20 protein-coding genes are annotated in these 18,276 nt (G+C 63.5%); 9 read left to right on the forward strand and 11 right to left on the reverse strand.

Annotated features, from left to right (window positions below):
- Positions 1-34: 34 nt before the first annotated feature.
- On the reverse strand, positions 35-328 hold the full coding sequence (locus ACZ5BO_RS04695; RefSeq protein ID WP_464698489.1) for a hypothetical protein: 294 nt from the start codon (positions 326-328) through the stop codon (positions 35-37).
- A gap of 203 nt (positions 329-531) precedes the next feature.
- Between ACZ5BO_RS04695 and ACZ5BO_RS04700 the strand changes: the two genes are divergently transcribed.
- From ACZ5BO_RS04700 to ACZ5BO_RS04720, 5 genes are all read left to right on the forward strand, one after another.
- The gene (locus ACZ5BO_RS04700; RefSeq protein WP_025130575.1) at positions 532-837 is read left to right on the forward strand and encodes a MazG-like family protein; all 306 of its coding nucleotides are present in this window, start codon (positions 532-534) and stop codon (positions 835-837) included.
- Complete coding sequence (locus ACZ5BO_RS04705; protein ID WP_025130576.1) at positions 834-1,583, forward strand: methyltransferase; 750 nt, start codon at positions 834-836, stop codon at positions 1,581-1,583. Before ACZ5BO_RS04700 ends, ACZ5BO_RS04705 begins: the two co-directional genes overlap by 4 nt.
- An 11-nt stretch (positions 1,584-1,594) precedes the next feature.
- Entirely contained in the window at positions 1,595-2,203 is a 609-nt protein-coding gene (locus ACZ5BO_RS04710) for a DUF4136 domain-containing protein (RefSeq protein ID WP_025130577.1), read from the forward strand.
- A gap of 41 nt (positions 2,204-2,244) precedes the next feature.
- Positions 2,245-2,802, forward strand: a complete 558-nt coding sequence (locus ACZ5BO_RS04715) for a DUF4136 domain-containing protein (protein ID WP_464698491.1) — start codon at positions 2,245-2,247, stop codon at positions 2,800-2,802.
- 176 nt (positions 2,803-2,978) lie between these two features.
- Positions 2,979-4,976 (forward strand): pilus assembly protein TadG-related protein, encoded by a 1,998-nt coding sequence (locus ACZ5BO_RS04720; RefSeq protein WP_025130579.1) that lies wholly within the window; start codon positions 2,979-2,981, stop codon positions 4,974-4,976.
- On the opposite strand, the gene ACZ5BO_RS04725 is transcribed toward ACZ5BO_RS04720, so the two are convergent.
- Positions 4,961-7,729 (reverse strand): PAS domain-containing sensor histidine kinase, encoded by a 2,769-nt coding sequence (locus ACZ5BO_RS04725; protein ID WP_464698493.1) that lies wholly within the window; start codon positions 7,727-7,729, stop codon positions 4,961-4,963. The two genes, ACZ5BO_RS04720 and ACZ5BO_RS04725, sit on opposite strands and share 16 nt — an antisense overlap.
- Positions 7,726-8,163: a TadE/TadG family type IV pilus assembly protein gene (locus tag ACZ5BO_RS04730; RefSeq protein ID WP_464698495.1), complete on the reverse strand. Its 438-nt coding sequence runs from the start codon at positions 8,161-8,163 to the stop codon at positions 7,726-7,728. Before ACZ5BO_RS04730 ends, ACZ5BO_RS04725 begins: the two co-directional genes overlap by 4 nt.
- 74 nt (positions 8,164-8,237) lie before the next feature.
- Between ACZ5BO_RS04730 and ACZ5BO_RS04735 the strand changes: the two genes are divergently transcribed.
- Together ACZ5BO_RS04735 and ACZ5BO_RS04740 are read left to right on the forward strand one after the other, a co-directional pair.
- Complete coding sequence (locus ACZ5BO_RS04735; RefSeq protein ID WP_025130582.1) at positions 8,238-8,708, forward strand: prepilin peptidase; 471 nt, start codon at positions 8,238-8,240, stop codon at positions 8,706-8,708.
- Positions 8,709-8,834: 126 nt separating this feature from the next.
- Positions 8,835-9,626: a response regulator gene (locus tag ACZ5BO_RS04740; protein ID WP_464698497.1), complete on the forward strand. Its 792-nt coding sequence runs from the start codon at positions 8,835-8,837 to the stop codon at positions 9,624-9,626.
- Positions 9,627-9,674: 48 nt separating this feature from the next.
- Here ACZ5BO_RS04740 and ACZ5BO_RS04745 read toward each other — a convergent pair whose 3' ends face one another.
- From ACZ5BO_RS04745 to cpaB, 8 genes are read right to left on the reverse strand one after another with little or no spacing between them, the layout of a single operon-like run.
- Complete coding sequence (locus tag ACZ5BO_RS04745) at positions 9,675-9,941, reverse strand: DUF3613 domain-containing protein (RefSeq protein WP_025130584.1); 267 nt, start codon at positions 9,939-9,941, stop codon at positions 9,675-9,677.
- A gap of 2 nt (positions 9,942-9,943) precedes the next feature.
- On the reverse strand, positions 9,944-10,678 hold the full coding sequence (locus ACZ5BO_RS04750) for a tetratricopeptide repeat protein (protein WP_025130585.1): 735 nt from the start codon (positions 10,676-10,678) through the stop codon (positions 9,944-9,946).
- Positions 10,679-10,688: 10 nt separating this feature from the next.
- Entirely contained in the window at positions 10,689-11,570 is an 882-nt protein-coding gene (locus ACZ5BO_RS04755; RefSeq protein ID WP_025130586.1) for a type II secretion system F family protein, read from the reverse strand.
- A 1-nt stretch (position 11,571) separates the two neighbouring features.
- Positions 11,572-12,453, reverse strand: coding sequence for a type II secretion system F family protein (locus ACZ5BO_RS04760; protein ID WP_464698500.1), 882 nt, complete (start codon positions 12,451-12,453; stop codon positions 11,572-11,574).
- Positions 12,454-12,469: 16 nt separating this feature from the next.
- A complete protein-coding gene (locus ACZ5BO_RS04765) occupies positions 12,470-13,744 on the reverse strand; it encodes a CpaF family protein (RefSeq protein WP_025130588.1) in 1,275 nt (424 codons plus the stop codon).
- The gene (locus ACZ5BO_RS04770; protein WP_464698502.1) at positions 13,741-14,928 is read right to left on the reverse strand and encodes an AAA family ATPase; all 1,188 of its coding nucleotides are present in this window, start codon (positions 14,926-14,928) and stop codon (positions 13,741-13,743) included. Before ACZ5BO_RS04770 ends, ACZ5BO_RS04765 begins: the two co-directional genes overlap by 4 nt.
- Positions 14,925-16,175, reverse strand: coding sequence for a type II and III secretion system protein family protein (locus ACZ5BO_RS04775; protein ID WP_025130590.1), 1,251 nt, complete (start codon positions 16,173-16,175; stop codon positions 14,925-14,927). Before ACZ5BO_RS04775 ends, ACZ5BO_RS04770 begins: the two co-directional genes overlap by 4 nt.
- A gap of 19 nt (positions 16,176-16,194) precedes the next feature.
- Positions 16,195-17,130, reverse strand: a complete 936-nt coding sequence (gene cpaB, locus ACZ5BO_RS04780) for a Flp pilus assembly protein CpaB (RefSeq protein WP_025130591.1) — start codon at positions 17,128-17,130, stop codon at positions 16,195-16,197.
- Between the two features lie 332 nt (positions 17,131-17,462).
- Here cpaB and ACZ5BO_RS04785 point away from each other — a divergent pair, with 332 nt between their 5' ends.
- Together ACZ5BO_RS04785 and ACZ5BO_RS04790 are read left to right on the forward strand one after the other, a co-directional pair.
- Complete coding sequence (locus ACZ5BO_RS04785; protein ID WP_464698505.1) at positions 17,463-17,669, forward strand: Flp family type IVb pilin; 207 nt, start codon at positions 17,463-17,465, stop codon at positions 17,667-17,669.
- A gap of 57 nt (positions 17,670-17,726) precedes the next feature.
- The gene (locus ACZ5BO_RS04790; RefSeq protein ID WP_025130594.1) at positions 17,727-18,140 is read left to right on the forward strand and encodes a response regulator; all 414 of its coding nucleotides are present in this window, start codon (positions 17,727-17,729) and stop codon (positions 18,138-18,140) included.
- Positions 18,141-18,276: the final 136 nt, after the last annotated feature.

The raw sequence follows: 18,276 nt of genomic DNA on the forward strand, positions 1-18,276 counted from the left end.
AGGGTGAAGTAGAGGGATCAGGGACAGCAGGCAATCAATGGATGATCCAGCTCAGCAGCCAGAGGCCGAGTACCAGCCAGATCAGCCCGAGGATGATCGAGGCGCGCATGAAGGCGCGGATTGCCGAGTAGAGGAACATCAGGCCGATGATCAGGGTGATGATGCTGATGATCGAGGTGTCCATGCCCAGGGCCCGGGACAGCCCGTCGATAAAATTGCCTCCGGCGTGGGTCAGGGTATTGAACAACCCGCTGAGCAGGTCGACGATAAACCGGATGACCGAGCCGATGGCCTGGCCGAGCCATTCGAAGAAGCTTTCTACCTGCATGTGTACGTCCTGATGAAAGAGAGGCGGGGTGCCGAAGCTCAACCTTGGGCCACGGATGCCTGGGGCGAGTTCCCCATCAGCATAGAAGCTGGCGGCTGGGTACATTCTATAGGAGCGCCCGGAGGATGTTGCACCTGCCGGCGCATGCCGCCCTTGCGTCCCGTGCCCATCCCCCGGAAGCTATACGCCTTCAGGAGACCCCGATGAACCTAGAGCAACTGACCCAACGCCTGCACGCCATTCGTGATCGCAACGATTGGCGGCCATTCCACAGCCCGAAGAACCTGGCCATGGCCGCCAGTGTCGAGATGGCGGAGCTGGTGGAAATCTTCCAGTGGCTGACCGAAGACCAGTCGCGGCAACTGCCGGCCGACCAGTTGGCCCACGCCGGGCAGGAGATTGGGGACATCGTCCTCTACCTGTTGCTGCTGTGCAGCGAGTTGGGGCTGGACCTGGACCAGGTGGTGCGCAGCAAGCTGGCGGACAGCGAACGGCGGTTCTGCTCATGAGCGATCGTCACTTCGATCAGTTGGCGACCCGTTTCGCCGAGAAAATCTATGGCGGTGCCAAGGGTGCGATCCGCCTCGCCGTGCTTCAGGCCGATCTCAAGGAAAGCCTGCCGGAACGGCCGTTGCGGGTGCTGGATATCGGTGCCGGCCTGGGGCACATGTCCTTGTGGCTGGCGCAGCGCGGGCACCAGGTGACCCTGGCCGAGCCGGCCGCGCCGATGCTTGAAGGCGCACGCCAGCGCTTTGCCGAAGCCGAGCAGCAGGCGACCTTCATCCAGGCGCCCTGGCAGGAGTTGCTGGGGCAACTGACCGAGCCTTATGACCTGGTGCTGTGTCACGCGGTGCTGGAATGGCTGGCCGAACCCCACGCGATCCTGCCGGTATTGCACCAATTGACCCGCGCTGACGGTTGGCTGTCCCTGGCTTTCTACAACCGCGATGCCTTGGTGTACCGCAACCTGCTCAAGGGCCACTTTCGCAAGATGCGCAAGAACGACATGGCCGGTGAGAAGCAGAGCCTGACCCCGCAACAACCGCTTGATCCGCGCGAGCTGGCGGCGCAACTTGAGGGCTTGTGGCAGGTCGAAACCCAGAGCGGTGTGCGGGTGTTCCACGATTACATGCCGGTGGAGTTCCAGGCTCGAGCCGAACTGACGGATCTGCTGGAGATGGAGCTGGCCCACCGTCGACACCCAAGTTTTGCCGGGCTTGGGCGTTATCTGCATTGGCTGTGCCGGCCGGTCTAACGGAGTGTGCAATGAAACGCCGCCTGGGTCTGATTCTTGTGTGTGCCGGGCTTGCCGCCTGTCAGGGCAGCAACCCCTATGTCGCCAGTTCCAATCCCTTGCCGCCGGCCCCGCCGCAAGCGGCCACGACCTTTGATCGCAGCGCCTACCCGGCGCCGACCCGAGACTACGGCCGCTACCGCAGTTGGGCCTGGCTCAACGGCCGCCTGCCCAGTGGCTCGGCCTGGGCCGATTCGGCGCAGATCGCCGAGGCGGTGAGCAATGCCCTGGATCAACGTGGGCTGCGCCCCCTGCATGACCAGCGGCCGGCGGATTTGTGGGTCAGCGCCGACCTGCATCTGGAGAAGCGCCTGCGCCAGGTCCAGGACGATTACGGTTACGCAGGCTATGGCGGCTACAACCGCTACGGACCGGGCTACGGCATGTACGGCAGTGTGCCGGTGGTGCGCACCTATGAAGTGGAAGTGGTGGTGGTGCGGGTCAACCTGTATGACGGCGCCAATGGCCAGCCGGTATGGAGTGCCAGCGCCGAAACCAGCAGTCGCGGCAGCCTCGGCGAGCGTGCCGATGCATTACGTGAGGCGGTGGAAAAAGCCATGGCCGCCTATCCTCCCAGTTAGCGCTATCTGTTCAGGCCTCAGCCATGAAGTGGAGAAACAGCATGTTCCATCGAGTCGTTTTACTGGTGTGCATCGCGCTGCTCGGCGCCTGTGCGTCCGACCAGGTCAACCATGATTTCGACGCCAGCCGGGACTTTGGCGCCTACCGCAGCTGGAGCTGGAAAGAACCCGCCCTGCAGTACCGTCCCGATGATCCGCGGATCAAGAGCGACTTGACCGAGCAGCGCATTCGCCAGGCCGTGTCCGAGCAACTGGATCAGCGTGGCCTGCGCCCTGTCCAGGGTGGTGCAAGGGCCGATGTGAACGTCCAGGCCTACCTGATCGTCGAAGACCGCCAGCAACAGGTCACCACCAACTACGGCGGAGGCTGGGGTGGTCCGTGGAACGGCTACTGGGGCGGGCCGATGTACAACGAGACCCGCAACATCACCTACAAGGTGGCGACCATCCAGATCGACCTGCTGGACGGCAAGGACGGCAAGCTGGTCTGGCGTGGCAGTGACGAGCAGATGCTCAGCAGTTCGCCCAACCCTGCGGACCGCAGCGCCGCGGTCCGCGCCACGGTCATGCGAATCCTGCAGAACTACCCGCCTCATTGAGGCCATTCCTTCTCCTGTCATCCGGGGCACGGCAGCACCTTGAGGTGCCTGCGGTGCTCTTGCCCGCCGCCAGTCAGCCGGGCTGGCCTCCTGCCAGCGTGCCCTCCAGGCATTGACTACACTGCTTTCATCCTTGGAGATAGCGCTCGGCTGCGAGCCGGTAAAGGAGTGCCTCGATGTCTCCCCTGAAGCGGTTTTCCGGCCCCGCCCACCAGCGCGGCGCCATTGGCCTGATGGCGGCGGTGACCTTTGCCCTGGCGCTGTTGCTCATGCTTCTGGTGGTGGACAGCGGCCGGCTCTACCTGGAGCAGCGCAGGTTGCAACGGGTTGCGGATAACGCAGCCCTGGAGGCGGTCAGCCGCGGTGGCAATTGCCAGGCCGGCCTGAGCGCCGCCGCCTATGCCGGGCAGAGCGCGACCCGCAACGGTTTTGTCGTGGCCACCGGCAGTACCCTCACCACCACCTGCGGTTCCCTCACCACCGGGGCCAACGGCCTGCGCACCTTCAACGCCAATGCCACGCAGTCTGTAGCCGTGCGGGTGGTTGCCAGCAACACCGTGCCCATCAGCGTCGCCTCGGGAGTTGCCGCGCTGTTTTCTCCTGGGCCGATCAACCTCACCACCCAGCTCAGTGCCACGGCTGTCGCGGCGGCACCGACCCCGACGGTGGCGCAACTGAGCATTCGCAGCACCCTGGCCACGGTCAGCACCGCGCAGTCGAGCATTCTCAACCCGCTGGTGGGAGGAATGCTCGGGGGCAGCCTCAGCCTGAGTGCGGTGGGGTGGAATGGTTTGCTCAACACCAACATCAACCTGCTGAGCTACCTCAATCAACTGGCGATCAACCTGGGCGTGGCGGCGGGCAACTACACCCAGTTGCTCAACACCACCACCAGCGTGACGCAACTGATCCAGGCCGCGATCACCGTGGTCCAGGCCAATGGTGCCACCGCCGATGTGCTGACCGCCCTGGGCAATCTGCAAATCGCGGCGATCAATGCCGCTCCGCTGAAACTGGGGGACATCCTGCAACTGCAGACGGGCTTGCCGAGCACGGCCCTGGACGCCAGCGTGCAACTGTTCCAGTTGCTGCAGGCGGTGGTGCAGTTGTCCAACAGCAACAGCGCGGTGGCGGCGACCTTGCCGATCAACGTGCTGGGGCTGGCCAATATCACGGTGCAGACCAAGGTCATCGAGCCGCCGCAGTTGTCGGCCATCGGCAACCCTGCCCTGGCCAAGGCCAACCCCACTGGGGCCAATCGCATTTATGTGCGTACTGCACAAGTGCGAACCCTGGTGCGGATCAATCTGCCGGTGCTGTCCGGGGTCTCGGGGCTGAGCACGGCGGTGAGCAATCTGGTGGCGCCGCTGACGCCGTTGTTGAACAGCCTGCTGAGCCTGAACCTGGTGGCGACCCTGAGTTCGACGCTGTGCCTGTTGGGCGCCGGGTGTGAGCAACTGTACCCGGCACTTGCGCCTTCTTCGGAGATCGACCTGAGCCTGGATGCAGGAGGGGCAATCGCCTATGTCACCGACTACAGTTGCCCGGTGAACAACAGCGGGACCAAGAGCCTGACCGCCCACACCATTACCTCCATCGCCGACCTGAAAGTCGGCCAGATCGACCCGACCAACGCGTTCTCCTCATCCGCCGAGCCCACGGTGACCCCGCTGCCCCTGGTGGATCTGGGAGTCCGTACCTGTTACCAGTTCCTGATCCTGCCGGGCCGCTGCGATCCGGTGGTGCACTACGCGGGAGGGGGAATCGCGGTGATGGTCAACACCAGCGTGGCGCAGAACACCCAGGACCTGGTGTTCTCCAGTACGGCTTCGCCTTTCCCGGTGCCCCCCAACGTCAACCAGACCCCGAGCTACCAGACGGCGGCGCCGACCACCAATATCATTTCCAGCCTGGCGAGTACCCTCTCGGGCATCAATCTGATTGTCTACAAACCCGTCAACAACAACCCCCTGGGGGCCATCGTCACGGGCCTGGCCTCGGCCATCAGTGGCGTCAGCAACTTGCTGACGCCGGTCATCACCGGGCTCTTGAGCCCAGTGCTTGATCCATTGTTGAACAACTTGCTGTCGGGACTGGGAATCAACCTGATGGATGTCGAAGTAGGCGCCAACCTGACCTGCGGGCAGACCGGCAAGGCCTACCTGGTGATCTGATCCGGCGGGGCGATCGGCAATTCGATGCAGAAGCGCGCGCCTTCCTGGCCGTTGCTGACGCTCAGGCGCCCGCCCATGTTCTCGACGATGCCATAGCTCACCGACAGCCCCAGTCCGGTGCCGACCCCTACTGGCTTGGTGGTGAAGAACGGCTCGAAGATCCGCTCCAGCAGCCGCGGGTCGATGCCGCCGGCGTTGTCCTCGACCCACAGCCGCAGCCACTGTTCGTCACGTTGCCCATGCACGGAAATCCAGGGTTTGAAGCCGGGCTGTTTTTCCCGCTGGCCCAACAGTGCGTCCCGGGCATTGACCAGCAGGTTGATCAGCACTTGTTCCAGCTGGTCGACAAACCCCAGCACCCGGACATCGAAACCCAGCTCGCTGATGCGCAGGTCCAGGCCTTTGCCACGCATGCCTTCGGCCAGCAGCGAGAGCGTGCCCTCGATGGCCTGGGCCGGATCGAACGGCTGCTGTTCCACCTCCGAGCGTCGGCCAAACACCCGCATGTGGTCCACCACTCGGGCAGCCCTCTGGACCTGGGCGTCGATGCGGTGAAGCTTTTCGGTGAGGTAGTCGACCTGGATATCGCCACTGTTCACACGCTTGAGCACATTGACGATGGCCATGCGCATCACGTTCAGGGGCTGGTTGATTTCATGGGCCAGCCCGGTGGCCATTTCCCCGAGGGTGGCCATTTTCGCGCTTTGCGTGAGCTGCTGCTGGGAGCGCCGTACCTCGGTGTTGTCGCGCCCCACCGCCTGGATCTCCAGGAGTTGGCCCTGGTCATCGAACACTCCACGGTCCGACCAGACCCACCAGGCATGTTCCCGCCCGGGCAGTTGCAGGTTGATTTCTGCGGTGCTGACCGGAAACTCCGGGCTCAGCAGGTTGATCCGGCGCTCGAAGCCTTCGCGCTGCTCGGCGGACAGCCACTGTCCGAGATTGCTTCCTGGCAGATCGGCAGCGGCGCACTCCAGGTAGGCGGCCAATGGCCGGTTGCCGAAGGTCAGGGTCAAGTCCGGGCGGTAGCGGCAGATCATCGCTGGTGAATCCTCCACCAGGATCCGATAGCGCTCCTCGCTCTGGCGCACCTGCTCGGTGGCCAAGGTGGCCTCGGTGACATCCAGCCACAGGCCGACCGCCTCGACCGGCAGGCCGAGGTCGTCACGCAGCAGCCTGGCTTCGTCCAGGACCCAGTGGTAGTTGCCCTGGCGATCTCGCAGGCGATAGCGGCTGTGGACATGGCCTGCGCGCAGCAACTGGCGGCAGCGCTGGAAGTACAGGTCGCGGTCCTCGGGGTGCAGCCAGTCCACCAGCCGGCCCTCCGCGCAGTCTTCCAGGGTCCAGCCCAGCAGAGGCTGCAGGCTGGCGCTGAAGAAACTCGGGTGCAATGCACCTTCGAGGTAACGCTGGACATAGATCACTGCCGGCGAACTGGCGATCAGGTTGTCCAGGCGGGCGTGGGCCGCGGCCGCTTGTTGCTGCTGGTTCTTGATGTCGCTGATATCGAGCATGAAGCCCACCAGGCGCTGGTTTTCTCCCCGTCCCAGGGCCTGGCCCTGCAGGCGATACCAGCGCGCTGGGAATGTCGGCTCGGGGCTGTGCAGGCGCACGCAGAGCAGCAGGGGCTTGCCTTGCTTCAACTCCTGCAGGCGGCTGCCGAGCTCGGCCCGATCGACGGGATGAATCAGCTCCAGCCATGCCTGGACGCTCAGTCGGGTATTGCCCTCGGGTACCTGCAGGGATGCCGCCAGTTGGCTGGCCAGGAGGATCTCGGCGGTGCCTGGGCACAGCTCCCACCACCCGGCCCCCAACAGGCCTTGCAAGGCTTCCAGGCGTTCAAGGTGCAGGTGATGGCGGTGTTCGCGCAGGCGACTGAGCAGCGGCCCGGCGAGGGCTGCGGTGAGCATCAGCCAGTCGCGGTCCAGCAGGTTGGGCGCGTGCTGTTGGCTACTGTAGCCACCGCACAGGAGCCAGGCGGCGACGCCGTGATCATCCCGGTAAGGCACCAGGAACCCTTCGCGGTGAGCGAAGATGGCCTGCAGGCGCGGGTGTTCATTCAAGCCGGGAACCTGATTCAGGCGCAGGGGCATGTTGCCGCTCAGGCTGTCGAGGCCGGTGCCCAGGGCCTGGCCGTCCTGCCACAGCTGTGGTGCGTCGTGGGCGTTGCAGCAACTGTGGATCAGCCAGCTTTGCTCTTGCTCATCCAGCAGTGCCAGGCCGACGCAGGGGATGTGCCAGAAGCGGGCCAGGTCGAGCAGTTGCTCGTGCAGCACCTCCTTCAGGCGCGGCAGGCCGCACAGGCGGATCTGTTCGCTGATCTGCGCGGCAAAGGCCTGGCACTGTTCGCGACTGAAGGCCTGTTCGCGTTGCAGGATCAGGTCGCCGATATCCAGGAGCTGCAGATGCCATTCCTGGGCCTGACGCTGGACCCAGCCGCGCAGGTGCAGGGTCTTCACCCCGAGCCCGCGAAAATCGAGGTCCAGGACTTGCCCGCTCCAGTCGGCGGGGCGGCCTTCGAGCGCCTGGGTGCTGCCGGGCACCACATAGTCCCGCAGATGGGCTGGTTCGGCACTCGGCGGGAGTTGGGCCAGGGCATGGCGCAAGGGCCCGCTGGTGGTCAGGATCCGACCCTGTTGATCCAGCACCAGCAACAGGCCGATGGCCTGGGGCGCATCGGTTGCCTGGGGTTCGTCAGCGACCGCCGGCTGGCGGCCCAGGAAGCGACCGAAGAGCTTGTCGCCAGAGGTCAAAACTGCAGACTCGAAGTGACGGAAAGGTTGCTGGGCAGGTTGGGCACGGTGCCGATAACCGGCAATACCAGCAGCGGCAGCACCTGGTTCAGCTTGAGGGTGGGGTAGTTCACCGAGACCGTCAGCACGCCGGCGCTGTACACCGCGCTGTAGTCGGTGGCGGCAAAGTTGAAGGCCGCTGGAATCCACTGGGTCTGGGTCTGGATCACACTGTTGGCGAGGTTCTGCACCGTGGTGGCGTAGTTGGCGCTGTTGGGATCGACCATCACCGCACGGCGGATTGCCTCGGCGGTGGCTTGATGGAAGGACTGCATCATCAGCAGCGGCACGCTGTAGCTGACCAGGCCATAGAACACCGCGAAAAAAATCACGAACACAGCAGCAAACTCGATCGCTGCAGCGCCTTTCTGCTTTCTAGGGAGGCCCGGTTTCATCAGTGCGTCTACCCTGACAACCACTATGTTCATTAAGCATAGGATCTTTCCGGAAAAAGGGACCGTTTCGGCCGATGCATTTATTGGTTTTGTGGATCTGGTTGGCAATCTGCGCGCTGCAGGATCTGCGTCAGCGGCATATCGCCAACGCTTTGACCCTGGGCGCTGCGCTGCTGGCCACTCTCTACCTGTCATGGACCGGCACTACCTGGCTCGGGAGCAGTGCCGCGCAAGGTGGCTGGGCCCTGCTGCTGGCCTTGCTGTTCACCTTGCCCGGGTATGCCACGGGAAGAATGGGCGCGGGGGATGTGAAGCTGATGGCGGCCCTGGGGCTGGCCACCGATACCCAGCATCTGCTGGGCGCGTTTATCGGGGCCGGGCTGTGCAGCCTGCTGTGGCTGCTGATCGCTGCCAGGCTCGACCTACAGCCAAAACAAGGGCTTGAGCCCTCGACCGGGGAGCCGGCAAAGCACTTGTCAAAAAAATACCCCTTTGCCCCTTTTGTCCTGCTCGGAATGGTCTTAACTGTGAGCGTGATCCACTAGTCGCCGGGCTGATTAATGCGATGTACATAGTCGGAAAGTAGATCTAGGTTTTAAGTTGTAGCTGCCCGGATCATGCGTCGCAGCACAGGAGTGGCCCGTCATCGATGGGCCCGCACGGAGTAGCACGTGAACAAGCTCACCTCACAGATGAAAGTGCTCGTGGTCGATGATCAGCCACTGATTGTCGAAGAACTTTGCGAGTTTCTTGAAAGCAGTGGTTACCGTTGTGTTCCTTGCCAGTCCAGCCGCGAGGCCGTGGAGTGCTTCAACAAGGATCCGGAAATCTCCCTGGTGCTCTGCGACCTGCACATGCCAGGCCTGGACGGTATCCAACTGGTGCAGGAGCTGCAGCGCATTGCCGGCAAGCAACGGGTGTTCGAGGCCATCATGTTGACCGGCCAATCCGACAAGCAGGATGTGATCAAGGCCCTGCGTGCCGGGATCGCCGATTACTATCAGAAGCCCATCGATCTGGACGAACTCCTGGAAGGCTTGCAGCGTCAGGAAGTCGCCTTGCAGGAACGGCAGAAAAACCTGCACCTGGGGCACCTGAACCAGAAGCTGCAGTTTCTCTCGGAATCCATCGACGATCTGTATCAGGACCTGGACAAGGTCCGGGGTGCACCAGCCTCCAGCCGCAACGAAGAACCCCGGGGCGAGGGCGGCGGCGATGCCGACAGCATCGAAATCCCGACGATCTTCAATCAGCTTTCGCCACGGCAACTGGATGTCGCGCGCCTGGTGGGCAAGGGCCAGACCAACTACCAGATCGCCTGTGAGCTGGGGATTACCGAAAACACCGTCAAACTCTATGTTTCCCAGGTGCTGCGGCTGACCCACATGCACAATCGCACCCAGCTGGCCCTGGCGCTGTCTCCGAGCAATTCGGGGTTGCGCCAGCGGGTGACGGCACACTGACTGCGAAGCACTGGCGGTGCCGGGTTCACCGCCAGCTGTAGCTTGCGACTATTTGCTTTCCACCTTGCCGCCCGCGTCCGGGTCGTAGAGATCCGGAATCTCGTACTTGTATTTCTTCAGCCAGCGTTGCAACGCCAGCTCGCGTTCGGTGGGGGTCGCCGTCTGTGGTTGCGGCGAGGCTGCCAGGTTGCGGTTCTGCAACAGCAGCCAGCCTTCGGTTTCCTGCTGCTGGGGGGAGGACGGCCCGGCATCGATGGCCTGCGCGACCAGCGGCAGTGTCAGCAGGGCAGTGCAGCAGAGCATGGGCAGTTTCATCTTCAGCGCTCCTTGGCTGGCGCGGCATCAGGCTGCAGGGTGGTGGTTCCTGTAGCCACCTGGGTCACGGGGCCGGTGGTCTTCGACGGGGTCTTGAGCTGTTCGGCACGGGCCTGGGCCTGGGCGAACTGCTGCGGGCTCAGGCTGGCCTGGCTGACCACTTGCGCCGCCTGCTTCCAGTCGTCCTGATAGAGCAGCAGGGTCACCATATTGATCGCCGCCAGCGGCTCGGACTGCTTGAGCTCGATGGCGGTGAGGAACTCGAAGCGGGCCTCTTCGATCCGCAACTGGTTGAGGTAGACCACACCCAGGTCATTGCGGATTTTCTCGTTGGTCGGAGCCAGGCGCGCCGCCCGTTGCAAGTGAGCCTGGGCCTGGCCGTTATCGCCCCGGGCTGCTGCCAGCTGACCCAGGCCGTGCTCGCCTTCGGCTGCCAGGCACGAGCCCAGCAGGCTGCGGTACAGCGGTTCGGCCTCGCTGCGTCCCAGCAGCCGGTAGACCCGGGCCTTGCGAACCCGGACTTGCGCCAGGTTGTCCGGCAGGCTCTGCAGGTTGGCCAGGCTGGCGTGCAGCTTGCCGTCGTTGGCCATTTCATCGGCAAGGCTGACTGCCAGTTCCTGCTCGGAGCTGAGTTTGGCGCAACTGCTGGAGTTGGTCAGGGCCGCCCATGGTGGCTGGCCGTTGCTGGCGCATCCGCCGAGCAGCAGCAGGCTTGCAGCGACAATCATGGCTTTCATCAAATTCCCTCTAGGAAGCAAAGGCCCGGGCAATGGCGGTGAAACCCGGCCCGGCCAGCACGATCAACAGGGCGGGGAAGAGAAACAGCATCATCACCACCGACATTTTGGCCGACATTTTCGAGATGTATTCCTGCAGGCGTGTCAGGCGCCGGTCATCGAGCAATTGCTTGAGCGCCTGCAGCGACTTCATCGCACCGCCGCCCTGCAGGATCAGTTGCTGGAGGATCACGCAGGTGTCGGTGAATTCGTCCACCGCCAGCAAGGTCGCGGTCTTGTTGATCTCTTGGCCCAGCTCCAGGCCCGAGTCGACTCGCGCCAGGATCAGGCGCAGCTCGTGGGTCAATTCCGGCAGCAGCTTCTGAGCCTCGTTGCCCAGCACGCGCAAGGCCTGTTCCACGGCCATGCCTGATTCGAACAGGATGCGCAGCAGGGGGATGAAGGTGGAGATCTCCACGGCGATGTGTTTCTGCCGGCGTTGGGCGGCGTAGGCCAGCATCCGCTTGGGCAGCAAGTAGCCAGCCCCCAGGGCGAGCATCGGCATCAGCCATTTGCTGGCTTGGGGAAACGCCACCTCCTGGATGAAAAACACCAGGCATGCCAGCAGCACCGGGGTGGCGATCTGGCTGGCGGCAAACAACGAGCGCTGGCTGGCACGGCGCCAGCCGAGGCGGTTGAGCAAGGTCTGGGTTTCGCTGTCCATGCTCACGGCGCGCTGGCCGAAACGGCTGTCGCCCAGCAGGCGCAACCAGCTGCCCAGGCGGTTGTCGCGGGTCATGTTGCCTTGCAGTCGCTGGGCAACCTGGCGTTCGCGCCGGCGTTGCTCAAGCAAGCCGTTGCCCAGCAGGAGCAAGGCGGCGAGAAACAGCAGCGCAGCGGCCAGCAGAAGCATCTCAGATACTCCTCAACATGCGCCAAAGGGCGAGGCAGCCGAAGATCTGCAGGCACACGGCAGTGATCAGCATTTTCTGTCCGGCGGAGTCGTGCCACATGCCGAGCATGTAGCCCGGATTGGTGGCCATGAAATAGCTCACCAGAATCAGCGGCAGCAGCCCCAGGACCCAGGCCGTCATGCGGGTCTCCCCGGTCATCGCACTCAATTGCCGGGCCCCTTGCTCACGTTCGCGGATCAGTTTGATCAGGTTTTCCAGCAACTCGCTGGCATTGCCGCCATAGCGGTGATTGACCTTCAAGCCGAGTGCGAACATGCGCAATTCGTCCTGCTCGTAGAACTCGGCAAAATCACTGACCGCCTCCGGCAGGTTGACCCCCAGTTGCACGTTGCGCTGGACCCGGCCCATGGCCTGCTTCAGTGGATCGTTGCTGGCCTCAATGGCGCCGAGTACCGCATCGGCCAGGGTGCGGCCGGACTTCAGGCTGCGCACGCTGTGGTCGAGCAAGGCGGGCAACTGCTCGATCATGCGCTTGAGCCGGCGCTGGTACAGCCAGGCGATGTACAGCCGCAGGAGCAAGGGCGGACCGAGGAGACCGCCCAGCAGGCCGAGCCAATCCGCCATCAGGTAGCCCAGCAGCGCCAGCGCCACCCAGACCGCCAGCCACAGGCCCAGGCGTTCATTGGGCTGGCCCAGGCCGGCACGGGCAAAGGCTCGCTCCAGGCCGCTCCAGGAGCTGCGTTGCACCTTGAGGTCGGGTTGCCCTTCGGCCAGCCGATTGAGAACCCGCTCACGCTCGGTCTTGCGCACCCCGTGATAGAACAGCCATCCGGAAAGCCCCAGCAGGAGCAGGCAGATCAAGGTAAGTAGCAGGCCGATCATGGGCCACCTCGTCGTTTCAATTGACGCCCAGCCCGCTCTCGCGCCGCAGTTTGTCACCGGCCGGATTCAGCGCCTCGCGCTGGAAGCCGAAGCCGCTGCGTCGGTCCAGGCGGAACAGCGTATTGGTGACATAGATGTCTTCGCGAATGCCCACTACTTCCACGACTTCGCTGACGCAGCGCCGGCCGTCGGGCAGGCGGGTCAACTGGATCACCACGTCCAGCGCCGCACAGATCATCTGGCGCAGGGTGCGCTCGGCCACTTGGCGTCCGGTCAGGCCCACCAGGGTTTCCAGGCGCAGCAGGGCGTCCTGGGCGTTGTTGGCGTGCACCGTGCTCATGGAACCGTCGTGGCCGGTGTTCATCGCGGTCAGGACGTCGAGCACTTCCACGCCGCGAATCTCGCCGAGGATGATCCGGTCGGGACGCATCCGCAGGGCGTTGCGGATCAGGTCGCTGGCCTTGACCTCGCCATGGCCCTCGGCATTCGGCGGGCGGGTCTCCAGGCGTACCACGTGGGGGTGCCCCAGTTGCAACTCGGCCACGTCTTCGATGGTGACCAGACGCTCGTAGGGGTTGATCAGCTGGCTGAGAATGTTCAGCAAGGTGGTCTTGCCGGTACCGGTACCGCCACTGATGAGGATGTTGCAGCGCTTGCCCACGGCCTCCTGGATGAACTCGAAGATCGCCTGGTCAATGGTTTGCATGGCGATCAGGTCGCTGCTGTTGAGCATGTCCTTGCGGAATTTACGAATTGACAGGCAGGGACCGTCCAGGGCGATCGGCGGGATGATTGCATTGACCCGGCTGCCGTCCGGCAGGCGGGCGTCGACCATTGGCGAGGATTCGTCGAGGCGGCGGCCCAGGGGCGCGAGAATTCGCTGCATCACCCGCTCCACATGGTGGGCGTCGATGAAGCGCAAGTCACTCTGGTGCAGCACGCCCTCGCGCTCGACGAACACCCGGTGCGGGCCATTGACCAGGATCTCGGTCACTGCCGGGTCACGCAGCAGCACTTCCAGAGGGCCGAAGCCGGTCAGTTCATCGACGATTTCTTCCGCCAGGCGCTCCATCTCGTAGCGGGAAATGGCCAGGTGCATGCGCGCGATGTATTCCGCCACCTTGTCGATGACGAACTGCGAGAGGTTCTGCCGGGAGCTTTCCAGCAGGTTTTTCCCCGACTCTTCGATGGCATCGATGATGTAGCGGTGCAACACCAGTTTCAGGCCTTCGTGGTCACTGTTGCCCGGGGCCGCGCGAGTGGTGGCGCCAAAGAGTTTTTCGCCGCTCATTTGCCCCCCATGATCCGATTGAGCCAGCCGGCCTTGGGCTGGGGCAGGCCTTCGGAGCGCTTGGCCAGTCGCTCACCCAGGGTTTTCAGGCTTTGGGTCAGGGCCTCGCGGGGGGCCAGTTCAAACAGGCTGACGCCCTGGTTCTTGGCGTTCAGGCGGACTTCCGGGCTGTAGGCCAGTACCGCGATCACTTCCAGGGCGAAGGTCTTGCCCAGGGTTTCGGAGTCCGGCGCGACTGCGCGCAGGTAACGGTCCACCAGCAGGCGGGCATGTTCGAGCTTCATGCCTTTTTCCCGCCAGTGGTTGAGCACCGTCAGGTTGCGTCGGCAGTCGAGCACGCTCTGGTCGGTACGCCAGAGCAACTTGTCGCAATGGCTGACAAAGGTGCGCAGGGCTTCGCTGTCCGGTTGCCCGGCAAGGTTCACCACGATGTGCTGGAAGTGCTGGCGCAAGGCGCTGAGCAACATGTACAGCTCTGCCGCACTGGTGTGTTCCAGGGGCTCGTCGTGACTGGCGTAGGCGAGAATCCGCAAACCCGAGTCGGTACTGGTGAAGGCGCTGTCGATCAGGGTCGCGTCCAGGCGCCGCAGATGCCTGAGGGCATCGCCAAAGTGGAACGAGCTTTCCAGTCCCATCAGGGCCAGGCTGTCGCCCCGGGGCAGGCCGAGGTCCAGCAGCAGGGTTTGCTGGCCGCTTTTTTGCACCACCAGCGCCAGGTGCCCGGCCAGTAATGCGCCGTCGCCGTCGCTCTGGGTGCCGTAGAGCACGGTCAGCCCCCCCAGCTGGGTATTGGGCGTGACCGCCGGCAGGCGTTTGCTCAGGCGCCTGACCAGGCCGGCAACCTCGCTGGAGCGTGAACCGTAGGCCACGAAGTCTCGAGCGCCAGCACGCATGGCGTTGAGCACCAGTTGGTTGTCCATGCCATCGCCCAGGGCGACGATCGCCAGCATCGGCTTGGCTTCCAGGGCGCCCTCGATCAGTGCTGCCTGGGCCACCACGTGTTCGCGATCGAGGCCGACGAACACCAGGTTGGCGAAGGTCACGTCCACCAGTGCCAGCAGTTCGTCCAGGCTGCCAGCGGTCCCCACGACCTGGCCCAGGGGCGCCAGGGCCCCTTGCAGCCACTCAAGATCGGTGCTGTTGCGGGTGATGGCGAGGAATGTCTGGCTCAGGCTCTGGCTCATTGCGACAGCCCACTGCGCTTGTCGAAGTTGCCGTTCTCGAGGAAGAACATGCGATAGAAGTTCGGGTCGTAGCTGCGCAGGCGTTCGCCAGGCAGGGCGGGCAGCTTGGCGTCGGCGGCCAGGGGCTGGACCAGGTGGGGGGTGACGATCATCAGCAACTCCCGTTCCTCGCGATTGATCGAGGTGTCGCGGAAGAAGGCACCGATGACCGGAATGTCCCCCAACCCTGGAAACTTGTTCACCTGGGAGCTGTTGCGGGTGCTGATCAAGCCACTGATGACGAAGCTTTCGCCGTCGGCCAGGGAAATGCTGGTATCGGTGCGGCGAATGGTCAGGGCCGGGACTTGGGTCCCGGCAATGTTCACGGTGTTGCTGTAGTCCAGCTCGCTGACCTCGGGGGCGACTTTCAGGGATATGCGGCCACGGTCGACGATGGTCGGGGTCAAGGTCAGGCGAATGCCGAACTCCTTGTATTCGATGGTCACGCTGTTGCTGCCGGTACTGGGCACCGGGATCGGGATTTCACCACCGGCGAGGAAGCTTGCGCTCTGGCCACTGAGGGCCACCAGGGACGGGCGGGCCAGGGTGTAGGCGAAGCCGCTGCCTTCCAGGGCATTGATCAGTGTCAGCACCCGGCCATTGCCGAAGCCGATGTTGAAGGTGCCATTGTCCAGGGGAATGCTGTTGCGCCGGCCGCCGAAGGTCGGAGTGACGTTACCGGAAGAGCCGCTGGTGGTCGGGGCGGTACCGGGTGCACCGAACAGGAAGTTGTTGCCATGACCGAAGATCGAGACGCTGGCCTCCTTGAGTTTGGTGCGGCTCACCTCGACGAAGCGAATGTCGGTCTGTACCTGGCTGGGGAGGAGCGGGTCGTCCGTCATGGGCAGGCCGGTGGTGGCCATGTCGGCAGTAGCCCGGCCCTGGACGAACACCATGCTCTGGCGTGGAGTGCCGGAGCAGGGAGTCCAGACCATCAGGCTGGTGGCGCCAGGGGCCATGCCGGTGAGGAGAAAGGCATGGTTGCCGTTGGCATGCACGTCGGCGATCTTCGGATCACCAATGGCCAGGCGGGTAATGGCCACCGGGGATTGCAGTTCCTGTTGCAAGCCTTCGCCAACCTCCAGTACCGCTGGCAGGGGGGCAAGGTTCGAGCAGCCCGCCGGTGCGGCCAGGGCCTGATTCCAGAACAATTGACCCAGGCCCAGGGTCAGCAGAGCGGTGAACAACGGCATGGAACGACTGCGCATGTAGTGCATCCTTGCTCAATCAGGGAGTTTGTTGAGTGACCTGGTTGCCACGGATCACCTCCACCGCCGATCGGGGGGCGCCACCGTGGGCGACCGGACTGCGGGGAGCGCTGCCGAGGGCCAGTTGAGTGAACTGGAACAGGTTGCTGTTGGCTGCATCGAGGTGTTCACCGGCGTCCGGGGTGCCGGCCCAGTAGTGAGCCAGGCGCTGCTCCTCGCTGCTGCGTACTGCCAGGCGCAGGACACCGACCTGGGTGGCCAGCATCAACCGGCTCAAGAGGGCTTCGGGAACCGCCAGGACTACCGTCCGGGCCGCCATCCGGCGCTGGTCCTGCTTGAGCTTCTCGTCGCTGCTCAGGGTGGGGGAGGCGGGCTGTCCGTCATTGGTCAGCCCCAATTGCTCGCCCACGGCCAAGACGCGCATGGCCGGCACCGCGATCTGTGCCGACTGCTGCGGGTTGCTGGTGTCCTGGCGCAGGAACAGCAGCACGTCGACATAATCACCCGGGCTCAGTTGGCCGGCTGCGCCTATCACTTCATCGACCGCAACCGCCATGGCTCGCTCATCACCGTGGATCATTCGCGCCAGGGCGCCGCCGCTGTCGAAGCTCTGTTCGTTGAGCCAGGTCCCGGCATTCAATTGCCGCCAGGGCGTGCGACCCACGGCCTGGCTGATGGCGGTAAGGCTGCCGGCAGGGGCGGTGCGCAGTTTTTCCAGCGCCAGATCGGTGGCGCTCAGGGGGACAAAAGGCGGCACATCGCGCACCAGGACCACCACCGGTTGGCGGGTCTGGTCTTCGGCACTGGCAGTGGTTTGTTCGATGACGCTGGGGGGCGCCGGTTGGGGCGCTGGTGTCGGTGCAGGCTGGCGGCTGAGTACCAGGCCCCAGTAGCCGAAAAACACCGCACCCACCAGCAGAAGCCCGGCCAGACCCATGGTGACGCGACTGTTCATGAAGGCTCTCCCTTTCCTGCTGCACTACCAACGCCCGTGCTTCCAAATGAGTCGATTTCGCAATCAGGCAGCTATGAACATGCAACTATTTCGCTATGTGAAGGTAGTAGAGCTAGGACGAAATGCCATTAACTGGCCAAAAAATAGCTATCGAAAGTAGAGGTGATGTCATAGCGGGTGGATTTTTGGCGTTAACCTTCCAATTAATACTTAATGATTAATTCGTTCTTACAGTTGCTGGCCCGTCCTTTGTTGACAATGCTCAGATGGCACCGGGGAAATTCATGCCGGTGCGGTTTTATCGGCGCCGTCTGGCGCTAAGGAGAGCTAGGATGATCCTTCAATATCTGTTTCTCAGAGCGCGCCTGTTTTTTGACCGTACCGAAGGCGCTTCAGCCATCGAATACGCAATCGTGGTCGCCATGGTGGCCGTGGTCGTGGTGGCGTTCGTGACTCCCCTGGGAGACCGGGTACTGGCCATCTTCAACAACATACTGGTCGCTCTGGGAGGTGCCACTGTCGTCCGTCCCACCCCTTGAGCTTCTTGGTTGCTCTAGCAGTACGGATCGCCGGACAGTCCGCTCAAGGTAACGTTGATGAACACGCCCCCCACCCCACGCCAGCAACTTCTTCTTGTGGATGACGAAGAGGACGCGCTGATGGAACTTGCCGAGTTGCTGGAAGGTGAGGGTTTTTGCTGCTTCACCGCGACCTCGGTGAAGCTGGCACTGGAGCATCTCACTCGCCACCCTGACATTGCGCTGGTCATCACTGACCTGCGCATGCCGGAGGAAAGCGGCCTGTCGCTGATCAAGCGCCTGCGCGAACACACTTCACGCCAGCACCTGCCGGTGATCGTCATGTCGGGACATGCCGACATGGACGACGTCAGTGACCTGTTGCGCCTGCAGGTGCTGGACCTGTTCCGCAAACCGATCTATCACGTGCGCCTGCTGGAAACTCTCAACAACCTGTTTCCCGAGCCTCGCCTGCATGTGGTTGGCCCCTGAGTTCCAGCTCCGCTCAAGGCTTGGATCGCCCCTCAGTAGGTTCCTCTGTTTTCGGCTCAGCCGTGGCCCGGTTTTGGCTCCTGTGGGTTGAGCCTGACGCCGAGCCTGTGGCTGGCCGTGCATGAGACCCGCTCGA

Source organism: Pseudomonas sp. FFPRI_1, from assembly GCF_055384485.1.

Excerpts from the sequence above, each read along its gene's own strand:
- ACZ5BO_RS04695 (WP_464698489.1), bottom strand. The coding sequence starts at position 328 with ATGCAGGTAGAAAGCTTCTTCGAATGGCTCGGCCAGGCCATCGGCTCG.
- ACZ5BO_RS04700 (WP_025130575.1), top strand. The coding sequence starts at position 532 with ATGAACCTAGAGCAACTGACCCAACGCCTGCACGCCATTCGTGATCGC.
- ACZ5BO_RS04705 (WP_025130576.1), top strand. The coding sequence starts at position 834 with ATGAGCGATCGTCACTTCGATCAGTTGGCGACCCGTTTCGCCGAGAAA.
- ACZ5BO_RS04710 (WP_025130577.1), top strand. The coding sequence starts at position 1,595 with ATGAAACGCCGCCTGGGTCTGATTCTTGTGTGTGCCGGGCTTGCCGCC.
- ACZ5BO_RS04715 (WP_464698491.1), top strand. The coding sequence starts at position 2,245 with ATGTTCCATCGAGTCGTTTTACTGGTGTGCATCGCGCTGCTCGGCGCC.
- ACZ5BO_RS04720 (WP_025130579.1), top strand. The coding sequence starts at position 2,979 with ATGTCTCCCCTGAAGCGGTTTTCCGGCCCCGCCCACCAGCGCGGCGCC.
- ACZ5BO_RS04730 (WP_464698495.1), bottom strand. The coding sequence starts at position 8,163 with ATGAAACCGGGCCTCCCTAGAAAGCAGAAAGGCGCTGCAGCGATCGAG.
- ACZ5BO_RS04735 (WP_025130582.1), top strand. The coding sequence starts at position 8,238 with ATGCATTTATTGGTTTTGTGGATCTGGTTGGCAATCTGCGCGCTGCAG.
- ACZ5BO_RS04745 (WP_025130584.1), bottom strand. The coding sequence starts at position 9,941 with ATGAAACTGCCCATGCTCTGCTGCACTGCCCTGCTGACACTGCCGCTG.
- ACZ5BO_RS04750 (WP_025130585.1), bottom strand. The coding sequence starts at position 10,678 with ATGAAAGCCATGATTGTCGCTGCAAGCCTGCTGCTGCTCGGCGGATGC.
- ACZ5BO_RS04755 (WP_025130586.1), bottom strand. The coding sequence starts at position 11,570 with ATGCTTCTGCTGGCCGCTGCGCTGCTGTTTCTCGCCGCCTTGCTCCTG.
- ACZ5BO_RS04760 (WP_464698500.1), bottom strand. The coding sequence starts at position 12,453 with ATGATCGGCCTGCTACTTACCTTGATCTGCCTGCTCCTGCTGGGGCTT.
- ACZ5BO_RS04765 (WP_025130588.1), bottom strand. The coding sequence starts at position 13,744 with ATGAGCGGCGAAAAACTCTTTGGCGCCACCACTCGCGCGGCCCCGGGC.
- ACZ5BO_RS04770 (WP_464698502.1), bottom strand. The coding sequence starts at position 14,928 with ATGAGCCAGAGCCTGAGCCAGACATTCCTCGCCATCACCCGCAACAGC.
- ACZ5BO_RS04775 (WP_025130590.1), bottom strand. The coding sequence starts at position 16,175 with ATGCGCAGTCGTTCCATGCCGTTGTTCACCGCTCTGCTGACCCTGGGC.
- cpaB (WP_025130591.1), bottom strand. The coding sequence starts at position 17,130 with ATGAACAGTCGCGTCACCATGGGTCTGGCCGGGCTTCTGCTGGTGGGT.
- ACZ5BO_RS04785 (WP_464698505.1), top strand. The coding sequence starts at position 17,463 with ATGATCCTTCAATATCTGTTTCTCAGAGCGCGCCTGTTTTTTGACCGT.
- ACZ5BO_RS04790 (WP_025130594.1), top strand. The coding sequence starts at position 17,727 with ATGAACACGCCCCCCACCCCACGCCAGCAACTTCTTCTTGTGGATGAC.